Annotated in this window: 17 protein-coding genes and 1 pseudogene; 15 read left to right on the plus strand and 3 right to left on the minus strand. The window is 53.7% G+C overall.

The window, feature by feature from the left end:
• Positions 1 to 108: 108 nt before the first annotated feature.
• From F1609_RS31395 to F1609_RS31435, 10 genes are all read left to right on the plus strand, one after another.
• Positions 109 to 990 (plus strand): hypothetical protein, encoded by an 882-nt coding sequence (locus F1609_RS31395; RefSeq protein WP_167081415.1) that lies wholly within the window; start codon positions 109 to 111, stop codon positions 988 to 990.
• Between the two features lie 12 nt (positions 991 to 1,002).
• A complete protein-coding gene (locus F1609_RS31400; protein WP_167081417.1) occupies positions 1,003 to 2,574 on the plus strand; it encodes a PAAR-like domain-containing protein in 1,572 nt (523 codons plus the stop codon).
• A gap of 16 nt (positions 2,575 to 2,590) precedes the next feature.
• A complete protein-coding gene (locus F1609_RS31405; RefSeq protein ID WP_167081419.1) occupies positions 2,591 to 3,565 on the plus strand; it encodes a beta propeller repeat protein in 975 nt (324 codons plus the stop codon).
• Between the two features lie 132 nt (positions 3,566 to 3,697).
• On the plus strand, positions 3,698 to 4,930 hold the full coding sequence (locus tag F1609_RS31410) for a hypothetical protein (protein ID WP_167081421.1): 1,233 nt from the start codon (positions 3,698 to 3,700) through the stop codon (positions 4,928 to 4,930).
• Positions 4,927 to 5,346: a thioredoxin family protein gene (locus F1609_RS31415; protein ID WP_167081423.1), complete on the plus strand. Its 420-nt coding sequence runs from the start codon at positions 4,927 to 4,929 to the stop codon at positions 5,344 to 5,346. Before F1609_RS31410 ends, F1609_RS31415 begins: the two co-directional genes overlap by 4 nt.
• 94 nt (positions 5,347 to 5,440) lie before the next feature.
• On the plus strand, positions 5,441 to 6,193 hold the full coding sequence (locus tag F1609_RS31420) for a hypothetical protein (protein WP_167081425.1): 753 nt from the start codon (positions 5,441 to 5,443) through the stop codon (positions 6,191 to 6,193).
• Positions 6,177 to 6,545, plus strand: coding sequence for an AcrVA2 family anti-CRISPR protein (locus F1609_RS35575; protein WP_502572667.1), 369 nt, complete (start codon positions 6,177 to 6,179; stop codon positions 6,543 to 6,545). Before F1609_RS31420 ends, F1609_RS35575 begins: the two co-directional genes overlap by 17 nt.
• A 439-nt stretch (positions 6,546 to 6,984) precedes the next feature.
• Positions 6,985 to 10,257 carry a RecQ family ATP-dependent DNA helicase gene (locus F1609_RS31425; RefSeq protein ID WP_167081427.1) on the plus strand — a complete coding sequence of 1,091 codons (3,273 nt, stop codon included), beginning with the start codon at positions 6,985 to 6,987 and terminating at the stop codon, positions 10,255 to 10,257.
• A gap of 17 nt (positions 10,258 to 10,274) precedes the next feature.
• Positions 10,275 to 11,030, plus strand: coding sequence for a hypothetical protein (locus F1609_RS31430; RefSeq protein WP_167081429.1), 756 nt, complete (start codon positions 10,275 to 10,277; stop codon positions 11,028 to 11,030).
• 82 nt (positions 11,031 to 11,112) lie between these two features.
• Positions 11,113 to 12,114, plus strand: coding sequence for a hypothetical protein (locus tag F1609_RS31435; RefSeq protein WP_167081431.1), 1,002 nt, complete (start codon positions 11,113 to 11,115; stop codon positions 12,112 to 12,114).
• On the opposite strand, the gene F1609_RS31440 is transcribed toward F1609_RS31435, so the two are convergent.
• From F1609_RS31440 to F1609_RS31450, 3 genes and pseudogenes are all read right to left on the minus strand, one after another.
• Positions 12,082 to 12,675 (minus strand): hypothetical protein, encoded by a 594-nt coding sequence (locus tag F1609_RS31440; RefSeq protein WP_167081433.1) that lies wholly within the window; start codon positions 12,673 to 12,675, stop codon positions 12,082 to 12,084. The two genes, F1609_RS31435 and F1609_RS31440, sit on opposite strands and share 33 nt — an antisense overlap.
• Before the next feature lie 278 nt (positions 12,676 to 12,953).
• Positions 12,954 to 13,705 (minus strand): annotated as a pseudogene (istB, locus tag F1609_RS31445) (IS21-like element helper ATPase IstB).
• 84 nt (positions 13,706 to 13,789) lie between these two features.
• Complete coding sequence (locus F1609_RS31450; RefSeq protein WP_167081435.1) at positions 13,790 to 13,951, minus strand: hypothetical protein; 162 nt, start codon at positions 13,949 to 13,951, stop codon at positions 13,790 to 13,792.
• Positions 13,952 to 14,565: 614 nt separating this feature from the next.
• Here F1609_RS31450 and zorA point away from each other — a divergent pair.
• From zorA to F1609_RS34935, 5 genes are all read left to right on the plus strand, one after another.
• Entirely contained in the window at positions 14,566 to 16,629 is a 2,064-nt protein-coding gene (gene zorA, locus F1609_RS31455; protein WP_167081437.1) for an anti-phage ZorAB system protein ZorA, read from the plus strand.
• Positions 16,626 to 17,342, plus strand: a complete 717-nt coding sequence (locus tag F1609_RS31460; protein WP_167081439.1) for an OmpA/MotB family protein — start codon at positions 16,626 to 16,628, stop codon at positions 17,340 to 17,342. The genes zorA and F1609_RS31460 overlap by 4 nt, the downstream gene beginning before the upstream one ends.
• A 59-nt stretch (positions 17,343 to 17,401) precedes the next feature.
• Positions 17,402 to 19,012, plus strand: a complete 1,611-nt coding sequence (locus tag F1609_RS31465) for an EH signature domain-containing protein (protein WP_267876826.1) — start codon at positions 17,402 to 17,404, stop codon at positions 19,010 to 19,012.
• Positions 19,013 to 22,759, plus strand: a complete 3,747-nt coding sequence (locus F1609_RS31470; protein ID WP_167081443.1) for an SNF2-related protein — start codon at positions 19,013 to 19,015, stop codon at positions 22,757 to 22,759.
• Between the two features lie 486 nt (positions 22,760 to 23,245).
• Positions 23,246 to 24,433: a 3'-5' exonuclease gene (locus tag F1609_RS34935; protein ID WP_229422164.1), complete on the plus strand. Its 1,188-nt coding sequence runs from the start codon at positions 23,246 to 23,248 to the stop codon at positions 24,431 to 24,433.
• Positions 24,434 to 24,441 lie beyond the last annotated feature (8 nt).

The following is a 24,441-nucleotide window of genomic DNA, read 5'->3' on the forward strand; positions in this document are numbered from 1 at the left end:
CTTGCGGCTAGTGCTGCCATTAACGCGCGGCTCAACCACTTCCGGGAGACACAATTCGTCTCCCGCGGCAGTGCGCGAATAATAGGCGGGGCCCTGTTTGAAGTCGATATGTGGGGCGCAGAACGGCTCAGCTACATGCTGCAATCGGTAGTTGACGAAGCACTGATAGAGCACATTTCTGTCGACACAGCGCAGATTGCGATTCTTGCTATAGGCGCAGAACCGCAACGACCCGGCAGGCCGAGCAGCTGCTTGGCCGATGCCTTAGCCGCCATACTTGACGATGCGCGGCAACACGGAAAGGAATTTCACGCACTTACCCAGTTTTGCGACTACGGAAAAGCAGGTATTGGAAAGGCATTGGCACAAGCGTCTCAACTATTGGCCAGCAAAGACGGACCGGAATATGTGTTATTGGCGGCCGTCGACTCGTTGTTGGATGCCGGCGCCGTAGAGAGCTTTCTTGCCGAGGAACGGATTGCTACCGACGCAAACGCTGACGGCTTCATCCCGGCCGAAGGGGCAGGAGCAGTCTTGCTCACCAGGTCGACTGCGGCCACCCCGGCGCTATGGATTGAAGGCGTTGCCACCGCACAAGAAGCCTGGAGGCTCGATTCGGACACCCCTTTACGTGCTGAAGGATTGACCGCAGCAATACGGGGTGCAGGACAAGCTGCAAACTGCGAGATTGCTTCGCTCGATTTTCACGCTAGTGGTATGACCGGAGAAAGCTGGTATGCCAAAGAGGTCGGCTTGGCGCTCGCACGCTGTATGGAACGCAAGAAGCCCGAGTTCCCCCACCTTATGGTCGCGCGCAGTGTCGGCGAAACCGGTGCGGCTAGCCCTCTGCTAACGTTAGCCTGGCTGGCTGGCCTGATGGCGCACCCAACCAATCCGGGGAGCGCGGGGCTGTTGCATTTTGCCGGCGATAATGGTCAGCGCACTGCATTGATTGTGCGCTACAGCTCGCACTCGCAGGTCACCGGATAGACAGGAAAATCCATGCAAACACATGTTTACGCAAACAATCAGGAAATCGCGTGCAAGGCGGCGGGCAACGACGGAGTATCTCCTCAAGCTTTCCCTGACCCTTGCTGGAGTCCACCGGGCCCCGGCGCAGGGCCTATTGTCATACCTTATCCGAATACCTGTTTTGCCGACAGCATTAGCAACGGTACCAGCACCGTATTTATTAGTGGTAAAGAAGTCGCCATTGAAGACCAATCTTTCTTTGCGACCAGTACGGGCAACGAAGCCGCGACCAACGCGTTTGGCAAAGGCGTAGCGACCGGCATTATCACGGGCAAGGCGTACTTCGCGCAGTGGTCGTTTGATGTCGTCTTTGAAGGCTTCGGCGTACCCCGACACAACGACATGGTCAGCCACAATCACGGCTCGGTTCCAGGGAATACGCCGCTGTTCCCGTACATTGCTCGCAGCATATTTCCGTCGCCATGCAATAAGGAGGAAGCAAGAATAATCCGGGAATGCGGACCTGAAAAAGATGAGTCTAAAGCTAAAAAGGAAAGAAACGCCAAAAGCAAGCTCCACAAACTGCTGAAATCAAAGCGCAGCACGACGAAAGGCGGTGGACAACGCGTTAACGACTGGCATTGGACTGATGACCATTGCGACGGACTTACAGTGCCACTCGCCAGCGCGGAAACGGCCAAGAAGTATGCGGAGGATATGAATGAAGTCTTTAAGACCCTGCCAGATGAATTAGCTGTGCTTGACGCAGTCAAATCCGAACTCCAGTCGATGGTTACCAACGCTGCGGGAAAAGCTGCCGGTAAGTTAGCGTTGAAAGCCGGTATAAAACAAGCCGCCGGTAGCTCTGTCCCAGTCGCCGGCAACATTGCCATGGCAATTTGGTCACTATACGACGCGGTAGTGGCGATAGGTGATGTTAAGGAGATTAAGCGCGTTGCCACAAAGGCATTACAGGAACTGGATATTTTAAAAACGACGTTGAAAGAACTGCAGACGCATGCAAAAACCTTGGATAAGTTGGACCCAAAAGTCGCGCACAGGATAGCCGTCGACGCCCAAGAAGTGCTGGCAACATTGAATGACTGTACTCGCGCCAGGAAATGCAATTTGGTCCCCCATACTCGGTCCAACGGAGAACCTCTATTGCCGAATAGCATGGAGCACGCAAATAAAGGGGGCTGCTGCCCGGGCCAGACAGGTCATCATTTGGTGCCTAAGGAGTCCCTCGACGGAAAGTGTAAGGGGTACACTCATGGCTTGGCACCAACGGTTTGCGTAGAAGGGACAAGCCAGTTCTTCGGTAGTCATCAGCGCGTTCATAGGGCGCTCGCGAAGGAACATTTTAACCTGGCGAGAGCACGCAAAGTCGCCTCTGATGGCAGTATGACCTTAGATGATGCTCTAGCTGCCGCAGCACAATCTCACAGTGAGGCATTCCCTCTTTCGAACTGCGACAAAGATTGCATACGGGCACAGTTAGACGCTTATTATAAAGAAACCTGCGGCTCTATTCGGACAAAAATGGTTGATTCCAGCGCTAAACAGACGCTGCCGCCTGAGGACGATGGTCCAGTTGATTAATTAAAAGGAACCCTTTATGGACGTGTTCTTAGAGAAGAAGCGGTGGATTGAAGCTTTTTCTGAGTTTGAGATTGTGGACGTTGCGATTCAAGAACGAAATAAGATTCAGCTTTGCGCTAGAAAGCGAATGACATATGAAGAAGCCTCTCACCTATTGGACCCGGATATACCGACTCGGCTGATAACTCTGTTTACGGACCGACCCGCAGGCGACAATTGTGGATTCACGAAATTGTCCGGAATGGGATATCCGGTTGTTGGCGTCTCTAGGAACCCGTTTCCACGTCCAAGTGGTTTAGTTGCGGCGTTCAATAAGGACGGGGATGTATGGCCACGCGGAGGCGGGAGTGGGCCGATGGAGCATATCGCTCCAGGCAAATGGCCGGGGACCCAGCGGCTTAAATGTATAAATGGGTACACCTATTCGGTAGGCGCCGCGCGCACTATATATAAACGAGTTGAGGTTGGAAAATGGACGCCCCTCAACGACGGCTTCCCTGAGGTCGCTCCGTCTAGTGCGCTTGGTTTCAACGACATGGATGCTTTTTCTGAATCGGATATGTACGCAGTGGGCGGACATGGTGATGTCTGGCATTTCAACGGTAGCCGTTGGCAGCAAATGGGTTTTCCGAGCAATGTGCAGCTCGGCACCGTAACCTGCGCGGGTGACGGCAATGTGTATATCTCCGGCGAGGGCGGGAGTCTGTGGGTTGGCGGAAAGTCTACTTGGAAGCCCATATACCAAGGGGGCTCCAGTATTCTGTGGAATGACGTATTGTGGTTCCAGGATAAGCTCTGGTTGGCGTCAGACTATCAATTCCGGCAGCTGAGGGGTAAGACGTTGGAGCCGGTTATGCACGGAAACGAGCAAGTGCACATGAACGGGCATATGGATGTTTATGACGGCCTGCTTGTTATCGCCGGCGCCGAATATGTGCAAAGCTTCGATGGCACTAACTGGCGCAGTCTTATTGAGCCATATCTTGATTAAATTCCCTCTATGACGACGCATAGTAGACCCACCATAATCGGACCACTCGTTCGCCGTCACGTCGAAGATGCGGCCTTCTACTGGGCGCAGCACGATGGTTCGGCCGAGTCGCCACGCTTGGACTTGTCGGGCTTGGCGAGGTTCAGTCAATCGCTCGCCGCACATCTTGAGGGATTGGCAGTTGCAGGGGCGGCTGGCTGGCCGCTATGTCTGGCCGCCTTGGAGCGTTGGAAAAAGCCGGCCGAGGCCTTCGTTGCCGCCCATACTGCTTTTGGTCTGGCTGATGCTAGCCAGGGTGAAGCCCTGCTAGCGCAAATCCGCGCACGCCCCGATGAGCTCTTACGCGGTGTTATCAGCGCCCTCGCTTGGATTCCGCTCACGCGAGCACACTCCGTTATTGAAGAATGGACTGGTGCCAGGAGCGATGCCGTCATGCAGGTAGCGGCGTTGCGCTCGGTCGCCCTGATAGGTGCTGATGCCTTTGACGCCATCGGGCAGCCACTGGACCCACTCCTCAACAGTTCGGACGAACACGTGCGCGCCGCCGCGTGCCGGGTCGCGGCGCTTTTGCCGAGCGAGGATTGGGCCTTCTCCACCTTACACGAGCGGTTGTTGGACCCAGTGCTGACAGTGCGTGCCGAAGCGGCTATCGCCCTTGGCACTAGCCGCTACCTGGGGGCAAGTGCGACCAGCGACAATGGCGTACAGGCGTACGAGGCCTTGAGCGAGTGTGTGACCGCTCAGGCCGCAGTGCTTAACGCTTCCACGGGCTGGTATCGCAAACAAGCGTTGCGAAGGTTGACTCGCTGGGTACAGCATCTGGCCGCGCGTTATCCGGTTGGACAGGATTGCACCGCAGTGCTCGATATGCTGCCGAGCCGTTTGAACTTACGGTTTATTGCGTATCATGGCGATTCGGCTCATCTGCCCTACGTCATCAAGCAGATGAGCATCCAAAGTGAGGCTCTGTATGCCGGATGGGTATGGCAGACTGTCACCGGCGTAGATATATCAACGGCAGGTTTGAGCTTGCCAGAACCGGCTCTGGACATTGAGGCAGAGGCAATCCGCGAAGTGCCAATGGACGCCGACCTTGGCCTTGCCCGTCCTGATGTTGAAGCAATCCGACGGTTCTCCACGGCGAGTTTGGTCGATGGGCAGCGTTATCTACTTGGCCTGGCGTTGACTCCTGCGAATGCGCTGACGGTCTTAAGAACGGCCCCGCAGGCCCAACGCAATATAGCAGCCCAGTATCTGCAGCTTCGTTATCCACACAATAGAGTTTCGGTTCGCGCACCAGTATTGCGACAACTCGCCACCATGAACCAGATACAGACTTTGCTTGATGATGAGGGGTTGCGATGACTAGCCAGCTGGACCCATGGGATGATGCCAGCCTGCTTGCCGAACGGCTTCGCACGGCCCATGCGCTACTTTTTATCCTGGTCGGCGCTGAAAAATGGTGCATAAAATGCCGGGACTTGCGGCCGCAATTTGACAGTCTCGCTAGGGAAGCCAAGCAGGATGAAGTATGGCTTTGGCTCGACCTGGAGGACCATTCCGAATTCATTGGCGACTACTCACCGGAGAGTCTGCCCGTGTTGCTCTCCTACCGTGCCACCGAACTAATCGCATGTGAATTGATAGCAGAGACGCCTCAGTCGCTTGACGAACGAGTTAGTCTAATTCGCAAGGCTTTACACGACCAAAGCTCAGTTCGCGTGGCCTCCAAGGACCCGGGTATTCGGTCGCGCTTGCTCATGGAAAATTGGGCGACCTGATGAGGATTTGTATGCCTCGTCGGGAATAGGGGCCATCGAGATAGTTTCATCAACCGGCGCGGCGGTTGCCGTTCGACGACGAGGTGAGTGAGTCTTGAAAATGAATGTGAACTTGCCGCAGCGGGGTTTAGCGCGGAAAACAAAGCCGCTCTCGAGCGCCCAGCCGGCGCTGTCAATGCGAACAGTCGCCGCCGTGCAGAAGACATTGAAAGCGCCTCTACACTCGCTTCAATTCCTGGCCGCATTGAATGATTGCATCAGCGCGACTACACTTCCTCATCCCGTAACCGCACGCAATGTTGGGCTTTTACCTTCATGGCAACGATGGAGTTCGTGGAAGGAAGGAGCGTCGGATAATTCTTCCGTTGCGGACCGCATTCTTACGAATGCGCGTAACAATTTCGATAAATGCGTTGATGTAATCAAAGAGGGGATGCGAAATGATTCGGTAGGGCTAAAAGGCATCATTGCGGGCCCGTCAGAAGAAGAACTGGATATGTCCGGTGTCTTCGCGGCTGCGCCGCTGATGTTCTGGCGTCGACCACACGCATTGGTTGAACTGACGGCGCCCCTCCAGCAGCTCCTGGACCGTTCTGATTTGGGCGACGATATTCCGGTCGGCTTGCTGCGTCCGCCCGTGCCTGCGTGCTACATCCGGTTTGGCGACGATATGCAGCACGCCGTATTGTTAGCGCAGTCGGAGGATTTTCAACACCTCCGGATGAGGGCGTTTATGTTTTCGAGTCGGTGCGTGAAGAACAGCGGACCGTCGCGCTGGTGGCAATCTGGGAGTGGGCGGTCAGCCGACTTTCTCGGTCAGTACCATCGAAATGATAATTGGAGATGACAAGGAATCCTTGGTCGATGTCATCGAGCGTACTTGTGACGAACATCCAACCTGGGTACGGCTCCATCATCGCGTCCTCGCACAACTGTGCACGAAAGTTTTCCTTTACTGGAACTTGGAGCAGGTGCGCACTGAAAAGCAGCAACCGTTTTCTAACGCCATGCAGCAACTCAAGCGGCTCGGTCCGAAGAAGGCTGCCAAACTGCAGCGTCATGTAGACAGGCTATATGACAGAATCCTGCTAGGACCGCTGTCCCTACCTGGCCATGGTGTCCTTGACGAAGTGTCCCCGCACTGGCGCCGCGGACATGCCGGCTATGCAGCCGCACGGTCCACATCACTCTCTACGTAAGGTATTATTCATCGCGCCGACGCTGGTTCGGAAAGACCGGCTTGAGAGCGCAGCACTAAATTGTGACACCCGACAAAGATATTTGAGCAGGCAGCTAATCCCAAAGTGATAGCGCGCAGTCGGGTAAAAAATGCGAGACGAGGAGCTGGATTTGGCGTTATCAATTGGACGGTTGTCCGCGTTACCTTGCTTCTTTCAGTCGCAAGTATTTTGGCGTGGTGCGCTTGACCCGCGGCTGTCCATCGAAGATAGCGCGCGCTTTCGACACCTTCGAGAGTTTTCGTCTGCTCATGCGTGGGATTTCTGCTCGGACCCTTGTGCAGACCATTCGCCTCCTACGGGCACTGAGTTAACGGTCATCGAGTTGGGTTTGGGTCTTCTGCAACGGGGTGCTTGGACACCCTGCAGCTGGATGGTAGAACAAGAAATCGCGAGTCGAATGGAACGTGCGACGTTAGGCGAGTTCACGTCGTACCCGGCCGCAGCAGGGCGGCTTGGATTTGAACCTAAACAAATTCGCATGGACCTCTTCAAGTTGGCGCTAACCTCTGGCCGACTCGGCAGCGAAGTGGACCAGGATGCCGCTGAGCTTCTGTGGGCGACCGCCGCGCTACAGAGTGGAGAAGTCGGTAGCCCTGCGGAACGGCACTTCTATGACCTCGTTCTCGTACCAACGCTAGGATTTCCACTGCTGGACTACCTGCAGTTTCAGGCGGAGCTCAAGGACCTCGGTGTTGATGGAGCGATTTTCTCGCGACAACGCACCGATTTTTCCCTGGATACTGGGCGCGGACTCAGGCTAGTGATAGAGGTCGATGGCCGCCAACACTATGAACGCGACGCTCAACAACACCTGGACAAAGCAAGAGACTCCGCTCTTAAAAAATGCGGATGGCAAATCTGGCGGGTGCAGGTCACTGAAATGGACGATGTGCCGCGATTGCGCGATAAGCTGTGGCGTATTTTGGGTTCGGTCAAAGGGGGCGAGTGGGGCGTAAATCTGTCGATTGCAGAGCCGAGAGAGCGCGAGGTGATGACTGCCGTTTGGGGCGCAACTGCGGTCGCACGAATTCAGTTCATGTTGCTTATCGCTTTACAGCGAGGAGTTCTCCCGTCTGCGTTACCGTGGACTCTTCACATCGAAGAAGACGATACGGATGTTGCTGAATTGGCAATAGGGGACTTTTTTGACTGGTTTGGTCGATTGCGTGGAATGTACGGGCTCCCCGACCTCCCCGATATTGTGATTGCAGATAGGGGCAGCGAAGACATCAACATATCAATAGCCGTCTCTTGTACCAATCCCTATTTCGAGGGAGCCGCTGAGCACGGTGCCAGAGCGGTTTCAAGACCGGCTAATAAATATGTAGACGAGCCAAGCCTTAAGTTTACAAATAGGGAATATCTATCCCAGTCTCCGGAAAGGGAAGTACTTCAGTTGTTCGCCCAAGATTTCTTTCGAAAAAGCGAGCTTCGTGAAGGCCAGTATGAAATCCTAAGTAGAATCCTGATGGGCAACGACGCCGTCGGATTGCTTCCCACGGGGGGCGGAAAAAGCCTCACCTATCAGCTGGCATCATTACTCTTGCCAGGCGCGACTCTGTACGTAGCGCCGTTGAAGTCACTGTTGCAAGACCAGTTTGAACGCCTGAAGATTGATGGGATTGACGGTTGTGGCTTCATCTCCAGCGCGCTTAATACTTCGGAGCGAACGCGCCAGGAAAGCCGTTTTGCAGCAGGCAAGATGCGGATGCTCCAAGTCGCACCCGAGCGCTTCTTGATGGAGAATTTTAGAAGCCTCTTGCAAACCTATCAAGCAAACTTTGGTGCAATTACGCAAGTTGTTGTTGATGAATGCCACTGCGTTAGTGAGTGGGGACACGATTTTCGGCCCGCGTACCTTAGTCTCAGCCGTATTGTGCGAGATAGAACCACCCGGCTGGGTAGCGCCGCACCGGTAGTAGCATTGACTGGTACTGCTTCGAGTATCGTGCTTGACGATGTGCGGCGCGAACTCGGGATTTTGGATTCCGCAGCTATCGTTCGAGCAAACCGGCTTGACCGACCTGAGTTAGAACTGCAATTCAGGAAAATTGCTGCGTCCGAAAAGTCTCGAACTCTTGCAGGTGAAGTAACAGGGTTCCTCTCGGCGCATGCGAATACAAATGCTGGACTACTCGTATTCACCCAGCACGTAAATGGGGCACTCGGTGTCTTTGATATCGCCACGAAACTAGCAAATACTGTATCAGTAGAAATTGGACGACAAGTCAGGTATTTCTCAGGAGAGCGCCCTAAGGCTATTAGTGAGGCCGTGACGTCAGCGGAGTGGGATAAGCAGAAATCACAGTCTCAGCGCGACTTCATCAACCCGCGCGGAGATTTTTTTCAAATACTGGTGGCCACGTCTGCGTTTGGAATGGGAATTGATAAGCCATCCATTCGAAAGGTCATCCATTATTTATCCCCCCAGTCTCCAGAGGCATATTACCAAGAGGTCGGGCGTGCGGCCCGAGACAGGGAGCCAGCCACTGCCGTCATGCTTTTTTCAGATGAGCGGGCGGAAATAACAGATACGATTCTGTCTCCGGAGACTGATATTTCAGAGGCCCGAAAATTGCATCAGTCGCTCCCGCGGGGCATGCCAGTTGGGGATTTCCTCACAACGTTCTTCTTTCATGCTAACCGATTCACCGGTGTCGCTGAAGAGGTTTCGTGCGCGAGCGCCGCTTTAAATTCGATTAAGTCCATTTTTGATAAAGGGGAATCTGTAGTTTTAAAGTACGATGCGAACAAGACATCTACAACGTGGAACGCGCAAGGGCCACTTGAGTACTCATTAGTGCGGCTAATTCACCTTGGCATTGTCTTGGACTACACCAAAGATTTTAACGCGAAGACCTTTGAGCTATCTGTTTCTCCCCACTGGATTGATTCGAGAAAAAACCTGGAGTCATATAGGGAGTATTTTCTGCGGAGTTTCGAAGCGTATGTGCGGCGATATGAGACGCGCCGAGTCGGACCCCTGGTGCAGGAATTGTCTTCCTCTACCACCTTCGAAGAGGTAGAAGTTTTTGGAATCAAGGCCATTATTCAGTACCTCTATTCGCAAATTGAACGTCGACGTCGGACATCTACGAGAACAATGCTGGGGCTGGCCAGAGCAGGCAGTATGGATATCGCGGAGGCCAGAAAGCAGCTTCTTTTTTATCTTCAAGCGAGCGACAAGTTCACCAACGACTTAGAGGAGCTTGCAAAGATTGCGCCACACCCTAAGGCGTGGAGTAAAATCGCTCGTGCTGTCGAGGCTCCGGCTGAAGTAGATGAACTTCATGGCGCTGCTGTTCGTGTCCTCGAAAGCTACCCTACGAATGCAGGGCTACTGTTCTTAAGTGCTGTAAGTCGTCGCAACCCGACTGCCGTTGAGCGGGACCGCTCCAAAGAGGAATTTCAGGCTGCGTTAAAAGTCGTATTGGAGCAAGATTCGGCCGACGACGCGGCAGGTGCGGCAGAGGAGGCACTTGACTGCTGCACTGACTTTGATGAGGGTTTGGCCCATTTCTTAAAGGCCGTCTACGGTGCCTGGAGCTACAAGCACTTTGGAGCGCGTTTTGCGTTGTCACATGCCGGAAAAAGCATGGCTTCACGGATGAGCATAGTAAATGAGATGCTAATTGTGGCCAATCAAGAAATTCCAGAGCGACAAGTATAAATTTAGGAGTAAGAGCAGTGGAAGAAGAATTGCAGGTGCTTATTGACGCGGCGGAGCAGCTTGAGGAAATCAAAAAAACATTAGCTCAGCAACAGAGTTACACGACTAGATTAGGTGAGTTAACTAATTCGATTTCGCACGCTGCCGCTCATATTGCGAAGGTGCCAGGTGCGCTAAGCGTCATATATGGAAGTGCAGCAGCTGTCGAACAGCGCGTCAATGCCGTCGCTCTCAAAGTTGAGGAGCTGAAGAATCTAATTCCTGGCGTCATTGAGCGTATTGAGAGCTCGGACGTAGGGCGTTCTATTGAGATTCTTGTGACTGAAATTGCTGGCAGTAGAGATGACCTCAAGGATTTTCGAAAAGCGCTAGTCGAGGTTGAAAATATTTCAGACGGTTTTCGGGCCGCCAACGATACTGTATTCAATAAACTTTCAGCTGAAATCGCATTTCTAAAGTCTGGGCAAGAAAATGTGAACTCGGCAATTGGCTTGCTACGTTCGGAGCTAGTCTCAAAGCAAGACGCGTTAGCACAGTCCGTGGCCGAGTCAATGGCGACATTTGCGAACGAAAATGCTATGACGGTTAAATGTTTGGAAGCTATTTCGAACGCGTTGAAAAGTTCAACGGTGCAACAAATGGAAGTTCTGAAGTTAATTCGCGACGATGTTCACGTGGCTAGAGAGAAAGATATGGTTAATCTCAAGCTCGATATGGAACAGCAACGAGTATTGATTGACGCTCTAGTTAAGAAAAAAGGATTCTCGTTTTAGGCCTGCGAGTCCGTAAATAACAGCGATGTTGCTGCGACCATTGCGCCCACTTTTCAGAATATACTAATTTATTCGGAGTTCTATGCCATATATTGCATTAAATGAATGCGATGTCGAGGTTACTTCTTTCCAGTGCCTTGATGAATTTAAGCGAGAGGGGACTGAGTATCAAAGCTTCAGATGCGCATTCTGTGAGGTTCCCTACATTGCAAAGGCCATCTATAACGAAACCAGTGTAGCCAAGGCTCCTCATTTCGCAGTCGCAAGAGGACGGAGCCATATTGGCGACTGCAATGGTGAAGTGTTGTTGGTTGTGGCGCCGGTCGAAGGGGGCGGCATTGGTGCAAAGGTGGTAAAACGCGAGCACGAGGTTCCTGAAGTGTTGGTCGTAAAGCCGCCAACGCGAAGTGTCGTATCTGGCCCTAAGGGCGGGCCTGCCACGCCCTTATCTGAAGCGGAAATCAAGCGGAGGAGAATGAATGCTGGAAAGAAATATGGCGTTTCGCGTTTCACGTCGAGTCTTCTCGCTTCCTTCATTGAAGCAAAAGCTCATTTAGTTAGTGCTGCGTTTGCGAAGGCGAAAGAACAAGGATTGACGGGAGCGAAGGAGAAAGCATTTTTGAATTCGTACCTCGAAAAGTACCCACTACAACTTTTCGAGCAGAAACTGAACTACTCGACAGCGTTTTGGCGGGCAAACTACGTCCGCGCCGGCCAGGCGCCCCGCATTTTCCAGGCCACAAACGGGAATGTAATGATTTCGGCTCAAAATTTAACAATTAACTCAGCGTTTTTGCAAAGGAGCACAGCGAAATCGCCGAGTACCGTCGAAGCAACTGCGACGGCCTTGGAAACCAACGGAAAAAAAATTACAGTTGGTGCTACTGCTGTGGTGTTATTCGACCTATCTGGAGTGGACCGAGCCGAGTTACCGCGCGCGCATAAAAGTCTTCTGAAAAAGTTGGCAGAGACCCAGGCAGCCGACCGTACAGTAAGTTGGAGTGCCTATGGGGTGATGACAGTCCGAGACGGGTTGAACTGTATCGAACTTCTATCGCTCGACCACCTGCACATCAAAACCTAAGAGACGGAGGCTGGAAGGTACCGAGTCAAGCGCAAACTTAAGATTCGGAACTGTAATTTCCGTCGACAGTCCTCCAGTTTTAAGAGTTCGAAAGGGCAGCAGAGCAAATTCGAGTGAATCCGACGTGTCGATGAACAGCTCGACAAATGTCGTTGATGTTTTTTGGTGGGTTAGAAGTAGACAGTCACTACCGTCGTCCAATTTGTTGGTGGAAAGGACGAGGGCGCAACGGTCGATATTCCTCAGAGCCATCTTCAACCACTGGTGTACATCGTCGTGCTTTGCTTGCAGTAAATCGAGTTGTCCTACGAGGGCGCGTAGTTTAGTCGACCCATAAGTCTCGTCGCTGTAGAACACGAGACTGTATTCGGCCAATACAAGCCGCCAAGGATACCCGTCCATGGAGTATTCCGACGTCGACGTGAAGTTGAAGCGTGAACAAAGGGCTACGGGACGAGGGAATCCCTCCTGTATTTGTGAAATTGCCTCTGCCTGGGTGCGTGGAAAGAACGAGAGCGGTATTATTTCCCCGGATGATGCTTGCAGAATGTGGTTCATCATGTGGTTTGTTCTCCAAACCGCAGTCTAGGTACTAGCGCAAGCGCTAGCGTGTTGTTGACCTGAACTAGCTTTTTGATGGCCGTTCGGGTGCTTAATGTTCATCCGTGCAGGCGCTTCTGTTGCATCAATCGGGACTTCACTGTGCCACGGTGCGTATTCCACGCAAACTGGACACCTGTTCCGCCGTAAACTGGACAGTCATTGCAGCGCAAACTGGACACCTGTTCCATGCCAAACTGGACACCTTAGGCGTGACGGCGCGGGGTGGAGGTGTGGTTTTACTCCGGACTGGCCGAGCTTGTCAAATTTGCCCGCTTTTTCCGCAGCGAATCTCCCTTCAAGTTGAGCTGATGGGCGTTGTGGACCAGGCGGTCGAGGATGGCGTCGGCCAGGGTGGTGTCGCCGATGGCGGCGTGCCAATGTTCAATCGGAAGCTGGCTGGTGACGATGGTCGAACCGCTGCCGTGACGGTCGTCGAGCACTTCCAGCAGGTCGCGCCGGTGCGCGTCGTCGAGCACGGCGAGCCCCCAATCGTCAATCACGAGCACGTCTATTTTGGCCAGTTGCTTGAGCAGCTTCATGTAGCGGCCATCGGCGCGGCCAATGGCCAACTCGTCAAGCATGCGCGGCAGGCGTACGTAATAAGCACTGCGACCCATGCGGCAAGCCTGGTGCGCCAGCGCGCAGGCCAGCAGGTCTTGCCCATGCCGGTTGGGCCGGTGAGCAGCACGTTCTGCTTTTCCTTGAGCCACAGGCCGGCGAGCAGCCGTTGAAACAGCGCCTTGTCGAGCCCGCGCGCATGGCGGTAGTCGGTGTCTTCGGCGGCCGTGTTGGGTTTGAGCTTGGCACGCTGCAGGCGCAACGCCAGCGCCTTGCTATCGCGCTCGCTCACTTCGTGCTCGACCAGCAGGCCAAGCAGTTCTTCGAAACCAAGGTGGTCCAGGTCTAGCGCGCTTTGCTCAGCGAGGGCGCGTGCCATGCCAAACAGCTTCAGGCGGGTCAGTTTGTCGTAGGTCGGGTGGTTCAGCATCGGTCATCCTTTCATGCGCGATGCGCCGCCGGCTGGCGGCGCACCACGATATCGATATAAACGGTATATACCGTTTACTTTGTTTTAGTGAATCTGGCTCGATTGGTAGTAGGCCGCGCCACGCATGTTCTCGTGCTCGGGCAGGTCGAGCGTGCGCTGCGCGTCCCTGCGCGGAGGCGGGTTGAGCGTACGCCGCGTTTCTTGCGGCGGCAGGTTGTTCGCCGCAGCGACAGGGCACGCAGACAACTGAGGGACACTTGATGCGGATGTGGCCACTTGCCTGGTATTTACTTGACCAGCCGCGGCCAGTGCGGTGTCGGCGCTTTCCCCCATGGCCACCAGGCAGCTCCTGATTGGGTATTGACCCGCCGCTAACTGCGGCGCTACCATCAGAAACGCCATCCTTGCAGCATTTGACGCAGCTACATAGTCACGCAACTATCTACGTAGTTGATTCATTGACATGAGAAATCGAGCCTTGGCCGTTAATGGCGCGACTGCAGGTGAGAGATAACGCTATTACAAACCTTGTAATCACTTTCCACAACGAGCAGGTTTTTGTTGCAAATTAGAATGTGTGAAAACTGAGTCCAAAATACATTCATAGACAAATTTTCGTGCAGAGAAATCATCTATCGCTTTGTATCGTTCTGAGCATTGGGCTATGAGCATTTGGTTTTGTAAGGTATCATACCTCCGATTCGATGCTTTTTGAAAATTAAAGTATCTTTTATGAAATAAATATATAAATTTTAGCGGCCTATTTTCGCTGAGCCTTTACGTAGGCATCCTTTAAGAATCACTATCGCGCATGGCCAGAAGCGTGGCGGTATAAATTGGACATTGTCCCGAGATTTATCGTGAGTATCCAAAAAATCGTTGCAAATACACCCTCGTCTGTACTTATTTCGGGCGCCTTTATCGCGATTCTAATTGTCGCCTTTATTGGCGTTTTCTTGATACCAGGGATATTGCATTTGGCACGGCTGCGAAAAATCAAGAAGCGTGTAGCCAAGTTCACTGAAGTCGACGTCGTCGCCCAGTTTGCAGCAGTGTTCTCGATGGACCATCGACTGGCACATCTTTGGACCGAGTTTCGCGAATCCTTGCATGACCAAGAAGAAGAGCGCGATGGACAGATGGTGGTCGTAAAGTCGCGTTCTACGGTACCCGCAGAAATGTACTTCAGTGAGCATGCCGTCGTGGATGGGCGTTTGAGAACGGAGTTCTTCAAACATCTTCCGGGGATTTTTACTGGTATTGGTATCATCGGAACGTTCAGCGGCCTCATCAAAGGATTGGAAGCATTCAAGGTTAGTGAGAACGCTGCAATTGTCCGCGCCGGCCTAGAGTCCCTGATGCATACAGTTGGCGAGGCCTTTATAATTTCCGGCGCAGCAATTTTTTTTGCCATGCTAGTTACGCTTCTCGAAAAGCTCTTACTGGCAGCACTGTATGAGCAAACTGAGGATATTGTCCGAGCAATCGATGCGCACTTCGAATCGGGTGCGGGCGAAGAATATCTATCGCGCCTAGTGAAGGCTTCTGAAGATTCGGCCAGTCAAGCGAAGATTCTGAAAGACGCTCTGGTTAAGGATATGAGTCAGCTGCTTCGAGAGCTGACGGCCTCGCAAATTGCCGCTGCGAAGGAGCAGCAGGAGGCGCTTGCCAGCCGTTTGGATAGTACAGCGAAGGAGCAAGCGGAGCTTGCCAGGCAGGATAACCAAGCTCTCGGCGGCACCATTGCGGACAGCATCAGGCAAAGTTTGGAAGGGCCGATGAAGGATATCGCCGAGACCGTTAAGGCCGCCAGTGGTGACCAAAGCTCAAATGCGTCTCGAATGCTTCAGGTCGTCATGTCCAGCTTTAGCCAGCGGCTTAACGACCTCTTCGGTGGGCAGATTTCGGGCCTTAGCGACCTCAATCAACAGACAGCACGGAGCATGCAGGACGCTGTGACGACACTGCAGACACTTGTCTCGAATATAGAAGATTCGAGTCGCCGGTCAACTGACACAATGGCCGAACGGATGGCAGACGCCATCGAGAAAATGGAAGCGCGCCAGGAGTCCATAAACGCAACTTCAAGTGAGTTCATTGACCAGATTCGACAACTTGTGTCGACGTCGCAGACTGAGACAAGCAACAAACTTCAGTCGACGCTGGAGACGATGGGCTCGCAGGTGGAGACGATGCTGGGCAAGCTCAATGATTCGCAGAAGCAGGTATTCGACAGCAACCAGGTACGAGAGCAGGCGATGTCCGACCGCTCCAGCCAAGTTGTTAGTGCCATGTCCGAATCGGTCGAGTCTGTGGTCATGGAGCTGAACGCTGCCATCAGCGAAATAGCAAGGAGCGTATCGTCGCTCACCCAAGTGACGTCGACGTCGGTCGAAAAAATGTATGCAGGTGCTGAAAAACTGGGGTCCGCCTCGCGAGATTTTGCTTCAGCAGGCGACCGCGTTTCTGGGGTCATGGGGCAAGCTGCTACGGTGTCTGCAAAATTTTCCGAGACCTCGGGCGCCCTCACAAGCGGCGCGTCGGCAATTCAAGAGCTGCTCCGGGACTACAGCTCGCAGCGTGCTGCCGTGGCCACCTTGGTTACCGAATTGCGTACCACGGTCGAGTCCGCGCGAAGAGAGGCCAGCCTTACCAGCGATATACTCGCTCGTATAGAGGGCTCTGCACAGAAACTTGGGACTGCTCAGAAACAAGCCGACGAGTACTTAGCTGGCGTTAGCGAGGTCTTGGGCAATGCGCATACGACCTTCGCCACCGAGGTCAAGCGGACATTGGACAAGGCAAACAATGAGTTCCACACCAAGCTTAGTTCGGCCGTCGGATTGCTCTCGTCCGCCGTTTCCGAATTAGAGGTCACGCTGGCGTCCATGGGTACAATGGCGCCCGTTAGGAAATCCGCATGACTGGTCCCCGGATATACCTGAAACGTGGCGGAAAGGACGAGGCAGAAAAGCCATTTTGGATTTCGTTCGCCGACTTGATGACAGCATTGATGGTGTTGTTCTTGGTTGTGATGGGCGTCGCTTTACTAGCTGTCACAAAGAACGTCACGGAACGAGAAAAAAAGGAAGCGCAGCATCGAAAGGAAATCGAAATAATCCTGGACCGATTTGAGGCAGCTGCCAAGCGACACGAAGAGGACGGAATCAAGATAGACCGCCAACGTCAGGTTATCGACTTTGGACAACGGGCGCTCTTCGCATTTGGAAGGTCAAATCTTGAAAAGAGCCAGGAAGAAGTGCTCCGCAGATTCGTCCCTGAAATCTTAAAGCTTTCCAATGATGAGCTTGGAAAAAGGGTGTTGAAGCGACTTGTTGTTGAGGGCTACACGGACAAAAAGGGGACATACCTCAGTAACCTGAACCTTAGTTTGCAACGGAGCCAGCGGGTTCTCTGTTCAATGTTCGCTTTGAAGGGTAGCACTCTGCTCTCGGATTCGGAGAAGGAGCAGGTGAGGAGCTTGTTCCTGGTAGGGGGCTACTCATTCAATGCCGCGAAGGACAAGGACGAGGAAAGTCGCCGCGTTGAAATGCGCCTGGAATTCCTCGGGGTCGACGAACGCAGGCAGGAAGTTTCGCAGCTGCCCGGAAATTTCGGCGAGTGCGCCCTCATATGAGTGCCCTCGCCAACTTGGCCAGTCTCTTGGTGCGCGGAACACAGGAGGGCGCCAATGCCATGACTCCGACTCATCAAATAGACGCTGTCATCGCGGACCTACAATCGCGCGCGAGGGCAGGTACAAGGCCTCGCATGTCCGAGGACCACCAGTTAGATGCAGTGCGCCGCTTCTGGGAGACCCAGGAGGTTTCCAGTTTTCGAGATGCTTATCTTTTGTCCTGGGGCCTGTGTTTGCCTCATCGTCCAGATGGGGACTGTGTCCTAGATAATCGTCCAAGGCTCGAGCGCGTATTAGCCGGCGCGGACGATTGGACGAAAAAACCAACAGCATACCGCCGGTGTTACCAAGGACTGGTCCGAAGCTACTTCAGCTACGCTCCGGCACAGACAAAAGAAAAGGAGAGCCGCTACAACAATTGGCGCTTCCTTCGCGAGTACCTCCTTGAGCGGAACGACTGCATTGGTGATACGCGAGCCGCACCAGACTGGGTGAGCACCGCCGTCGAAAACAAGCTCCTATTCACCAGTGAGCCTTACGCGCCGTACGTGGATTCGCTGCTTTGGGGAGACTCGTCAGTTGTCGACGTGCTCTGCGAACACCTCCACATAGGCAAAGCATCTTGGTTCCTAAAACGTCTGGTGATGGCCCAAGTAAAGCGCGCTGTCCAGATGGACGACAAGGATTACCTTAGGCTGCTACCACGGCTGCTCAACGTTCTAGCTGAGAACGAGGTGCTTCGTGACCCTGGTCTTGTGCGGCTTCTAGACCGTTATGTCAATGTTCCGGCTGCGCCTCTGCATGCGCGATTGCAAGAGCTTACCGTAAATTGGTGGGGGAATCCGTGGCTTCCATCGAACGAAACACGATGGGGTGGGGTGACTCCTGAGGCTCGTGCAATGGTGTCGGATTGGCTCAAAGCCGAGATTATTGAGACGTTCTTTACCAAGCTGGCCGAGGATGGGTCAGCGGACCCACGTCGTATGCAGTTTTGGAAACGGTACGTGAAATCTATTGACCACATGGAGTTCGCACTTGGGTCAACCGCGCGAAATTCGACCGAACGGGACTTCGTGGCACTTCGAAAGAAGATGCAAGGATTGACATGTCATCTCGATACGTCAGGCGCGAACAATGCATTCATCATGAAGATGGGGGACCTCGTGGTCGTCGAGTTCAGCGGGATGGGTAATGCGCTCTACGGGTACGACGTCCGAAAGGGATTGCCTTTCGATACCAAGAAAATCCTTCGACTGCCCACCGATGCGCAGAACTCGCTTAAGCAAAAGGCACGCAGTGTGCTTTGGGAGTCACACAAGGACGGGGCAGGTGCTTGGTCGAAATGGGAACAAAACTTCGAAACAATTTTGCTGCGAGACTTCGGAATCGAGCCGCAGAAGGCAATTCCCCGACCTCGACAGCCAGTCCGCGCGCCAGCATCACCAGTCCCTGCGACCGAAATTAAGAAGCCGAGTTTGGCAATGGCGAGCAGGCCTTATTCGCTTGATGCGTTGAGGATGTTTGGCAAGCAGATGGGATTTGAGATAGACGACAACTCATCTCTCGGAGGGAGTCTGTGGGCACGCACTGATGGGGCAAATGAGGACGTGACGCGTGTGCTGACGCACTGGGGATTTAGTCACAAGCCAAGTAAAGGGTGGTGGAAATAGATGTTCAAATTTTTGAAAAAAGACGGACTCGCAGACAAACTGCCCGAGATTTTCAGAACGCTTACCGCTACAGGTATCCTGGTGTCAGCACAGCGCGACGATTCAGCCCGCAGGGTCGACAGCGGGCAATTTAACGGCTACGCTTCGCAACTTCTCGATGAAGGGTTGGCCACAGAACTTCCCGAAGGGATTGCAGTTACCTGGGAATCGTATTACAACGCCGTCGGCCAATCTACGTTTGATGGTTTGGCCCAGGTTCTAGAAATGCCCAGCTTCACTGCGGCTAGGATTGCCTTGCGAAGCAATGGGTCACTTGCAGATTTGGATTTCTCAATTGCGGTGGCTTCCTGGCGTAACGCCAACGGCTCAACGATGCCGGTGAAGTTGACGGGGCCGGTTATGAGGGACGGCTCGCAAGAACGGCTTATGCTGCCTTCTCAATGGTGCCTGTTCACTTCTGTGGTTGCTTTTTCCCGGCGACCGGACGAGCAACGCAACGACATCTTTCATAGACAGGCATGGGGCCGCATTCGAAAACTTGCATTGCAGGCTGATGCAGCGCTCGACGATTTTCTCATCCGCTCAACTGTGCTGACTCCAGAGAAATTAATGCTGGAGATGCGGAAGTCAGACGTTGTGACCGACGACCGCGTTGTCGAAATTATGCCGACGTTCTCGGGTGCTCCAGCAAGATGGTTGGAGACGTTCGACAGCAGTAAGGAGGTGAGGGACCGCTACGATGTTGTCACCGACGAAGGCATCGTGCAGGTTCTGATTGAGCCAAAGGTTCGAACGGTCTTGCAAGAGGTAAAGCGCCTTGAGCACCGAAGAGTTGCGGGGGCGCGAGCGCAGGCGTTTATTTTAAATCCGTACGCCGCGCTTGGGCCGGATGCCGTTGATGTCATTGATGAGACTGAGTTTGAAAACGCGCGGGCGGCGGCTGGTCTAAATTATGAACGGTTCTCGCCGGTGGTCGAACACGACGGTGTCGGATTTCCCGTGCGAGTGGGCATTCTGATAGAGACTGCTGACGTTAACGGGCCTGCCTCGTCCGAGACTGAGTGGTTCGACGAAACGACACTTCCTGCATTCATTAACACCGCTGAAAAGGCTTTACGAGTAGGGCATCAACTGTTGGCATGGAGCGGCTTTGAATTAGAACTTCAGGGTGATTCACAACGCAATCTTGACGAGCTGAAGACCGCGCTTGTGCGTTGGCAGGGTGCCTCGACTCTAGTATCGTACGCTCAGGTTCATGACCTTAGTGGGTACTCTGCTCGCATTGAAGGAATTGGGGTCGAAAAGCAGTATCACTCGGCATACATTGCGAAGAAGACTGCCGGCGATGGCTGGTTCCCGGACAATGTCGTTCCCTTGGTCGTGTACAGGCCCATGGATGGGGGCGAACCTGTCGCCGTACCGACGACAAAGCTGGCGATAGAATCGCTAGAGCGGGAGACTGCGGCGGCCATCAACGCAGGCAAAGATACGGTGCGAGTGTCTTGGTTGCCTGACGCGGTTGCCGTCGCAGAGGCAACGGCTATCGTTGAGACATTTAAGGACATCTTTAAGGAAATTGAGATGTCCGGCTCTTCTCTTCCGCCGAGCGGCGGAAAAACGAAGGGGCATCAGGGCGAACCTCCGACCCAATTAATCTTACGTGCGAACATCCAAAAGGTCGAGTACGAGGAACTTCGCCGTGAGGCGTTGGAGGCGATACCCCACGTTCCAATGATACCTATGGCGATTCGCCCGGAGGTGTCGCTGCTGCCGCATCAAGTTGAAGGGTTGGCCTGGATGCAGCACCTGTACAGTCTTCAAAATGAATATCAAGTACGCGGCGCGATACTAGCCGACGATATGGGACTGGGAAAGACTTTTCAACTTCTGGCGTTGATGGCCGGATTGCTTGAGCGTGACCCGTCAATCTCGCCGATGCTTGTAGTCGCACCGGTCTCGCTTCTTGAAAACTGGGCAGAGGAGGCTGGGAAATTCTTCACGCCTGGTTCCCTACCGCTACTCACCGCATACGGGGCAGGATTAGATGGACTCAAGGTTCCGCGGAGTCAGATTGAGCAGCGGCTGCAAACAGACGATAGGTTGGTCAAGTTCTTGGTTCCAAACTGGGTTGGTTCTGCCAAAATTGTGCTGACGACCTATGAGACTTTGCGAGACTTGGAATTTTCGTTTGCTGCCCAAAAATGGTCGCTCATGGTCTGCGACGAGGCACAAAAAATAAAGAATCCGGCCGCTATGGTCACGCGTGCGGCAAAGAAGCAGAACGTCGATTTTAAAATCGCTTGCACGGGCACGCCCGTCGAGAACACTCTGGCAGATTTGTGGTGTTTGTTCGATTTTGTTCAGCCTGGTCTGCTGGGAGCGCTGAACGACTTTGGCAAACGCTATCGAAAGCCGATTGAGGCGAACACTGACGAAGAGAAGGAACGCGTCGCAGAGCTCCGCGCGAGGATTGCGCCGCAAGTACTTCGGCGGATGAAGTCCGTCGTCGCGATGAATCTGCCGCCAAAAATCATCGTGGAGGACTGCAGAGCCCTCGCCCTATCCACGACGCAGAGAAACCTCTACGCCAAGGCTGTGGAAAGCTTCAAGAAACGGAATGACGAGGCAAGCATGTCCCCGTTTAAGAATCACCTTGGCCTCCTGCACTACCTCCGCCTCGTGTGTACGGACCCGCGCCCCCATGGGCTCGGCGTGTTCAAGCCTGAGCCAGTGGGAGACTATCGTGGCAAAGCTCCGAAGCTTGACTGGCTACTTACGACGCTAAAAGGCATCAAGAGCAAGAGTGAGAAGGCCATCGTCTTTTGTGAGTTCCGCGAGATTCAAAGGCTATTGCAGCACTACATCGAGGTCGAGTTCGGGCTCCGTCCCGATATCATCAACGGAGACACGAGCGCCTCAGCTAGTCATACCCAGAGCCGGCAAAAACGCATCAAGGCATTCCAGGACAGGCCCGGCTTTGGAGTGATAATTCTCTCTCCCGTCGCCGTTGGCTTCGGGGTCAACATTCAAAAAGCTAACCACGTGATTCACTACACACGTACCTGGAATCCAGCGAAGGAGGACCAGGCGACGGATAGAGCCTACCGCATCGGGCAAGAGAAGCCGGTCTACGTGTACTACCCAGTCGTCAGCGCGCAGGACTTCACTACGTTCGATGTGAAACTGGACCAGCTCCTAACCTACAAGAGGAAGCTGGCTGAGGACATGCTTAATGGCTCGGGAGATATAGGGCCGGGCGAGTTCACGTTGGCCGATGTCATATTTGGCGCCGACGCAGGAGATATTGATGAGCGCGTGAGCTTGGCGGTGGCATTGCGTATGAGCGGCCAACATTTCGAGTGTCTTGCGGGAGTTCTCTGGACGAGGCTTGGCAATGATTGCTACAGGACGCCAACGACGAAGGACTACGGAGTTGACGTTGTCGCCCTCCGAGGCGAGCAGGGCAAGCTAATCCAGGCAAAGACCTGTGGAACTGATGGCACCAGGTTGGGTTGGGAAGCTGTGAAAGAGGTAGTGGCTGGGGAAGCGTTTTACAGGAGACGTCATCCTAAAGTGCAATTCCAGAAAGTCTGTATTACGAACCAATTCTTCAACGCGCACGCTTCAGAAAACGCCGCTCTAAATCAAGTTGAGCTGCTCGACCAACTGGACTTGGAAGCTATGCTTAACACCCACGCCGTAACGATGCTGGAGGTGGAGCGCATGCTGTATACAGAGTGGGGCTAGCCCTGAGAAGGCGCTGCGAATGCTACAACGTCCCTATGCTTTCGAGCCGTCTGCACAAATGCATACCTGCCATCGTTAGACAACCGAGCATCCCGAAGCGTGTCTCGAAATCGAGGAATCATAATGAGTCTGTTCAACAGGATTAAGAGCGCTTTCCTTGGTAGCGAGGGCCCACCTCCAGTGGATAATAGTCCTCCGAGTACGGCTACCCCAGACTGCAGCCAGCGGTCCACTGTTACGGTCGAGGCGGCCTTTGGTGGCGAGCCGGTGCGCCTCTCAATTTCAATCTGCACGTCGATTGGCGAATCGAACGGTGCGTATGGTGCGGCGGCAGAGCAGCTTAGCCGTAAGTCAGACGAGTATGCCTACGTATTTTCCCCTGTCGTACCCGCAGAAGAGAATTTCTCGCCATGGTTTTCGGGTGACCCTTGTCCCTTGTACGCGAAGCAACGTGACCAAACTAGGGGCGACTGGATACATCCATTCATGTCGCATCAAGTCGCTGCCTTGCCAAGTGTTGGGTCGCTAATCAGTCAAGGCGTGAATGGCCACAAGCGTCTTGCGGTAGCGCTCCGTGCTCTAATCCGAGAGAAACGAAAAGCTAAGGAAGAGTATCAGGAGCTATTGCATGCCCTCTACGGGGTCGCAGTGCTATGCGATTTATTGGAGTCATTTGGTCGCGAACGGCTGACGTTCTTTGCCGATTTGACCAACTACGTTCCCTTTGATGAACTGCTCCGAATGCGATGCCAGTACGCTTGGATGGGGTATGCGAAGGTGCCTTCACTGATGAAAACAGATGTGAAATGGTTGATTGCTGAGTTTGGTGAACCATCGGTGCATCACTCATTTGAGCCACTATTTGACACGCTCAGGCGCGATGCGGTTCGACGCTTCTGCCGAGCTGAGGTAATTCGTGGCAGCAAAATGCGCCTGTCTCCGGCGGAGATAGAGGCGGGACTGACGCAGGTACTCCGCCGGAAGTTGGAATTCAGCATATCAATCGATAACGAGAATAGGGCGCGTTCAACGGCAGTGTCTACGCGTGTCGACCGGCGAGCGGAGGGGCTAGAAGCCCTGGAAAACGTATGGGAGGCCACCAACTCCGACTTCGTCGTGGCTGATATCGAGACTACAGGTCTCGATGCTGATGCTTGCGAAATTTTGGAGTTGGCGGCGCTGCTGGTCAGTCCGGTTGGCCTTGTAATTTCGGAGTACTCATGCTTGGTCCGGGTCCGTTCCAGAGTGCCTTCATTTATAGCCGAGCTGACCGGCATTACGCAAGCAATGGTAGATGAGCACGGCATAAGCGAGCGGGACGCCCTTGTTGGCTTCGCGTCATTCGTTGCGCAGCGGCCGCTGTTCTTCCATAACTCGACGTTCGATACGAAATTCTTGGTTCCAGCTTTCGAGCGGAATGGGATGAATTTTATATGCCCTGTTATTGATACGTTGCCTATAGCACGTGCTGCGTGGCCCGACATGCGGTCACATAAGCTCTCTACCCTCGTTAAAATTATTGATGACGCGCCCACGCCTACACATCGCGCGCTGTCTGATGCGCGTGCGGCGCTCGCCGTCTTGCTTGCAGCACGCGCGTTGGCTGGCCACGGAGCGGTACCACGGGGTACTGATGCCCTTCTTAGTAATCCTGCGCCCAGTGCGTACTTGTAAAGCCTCTG

It is taken from the genome of Massilia aquatica (assembly GCF_011682045.1).
GTDB classification, from domain to species: domain Bacteria; phylum Pseudomonadota; class Gammaproteobacteria; order Burkholderiales; family Burkholderiaceae_D; genus Telluria_A; species Telluria_A aquatica.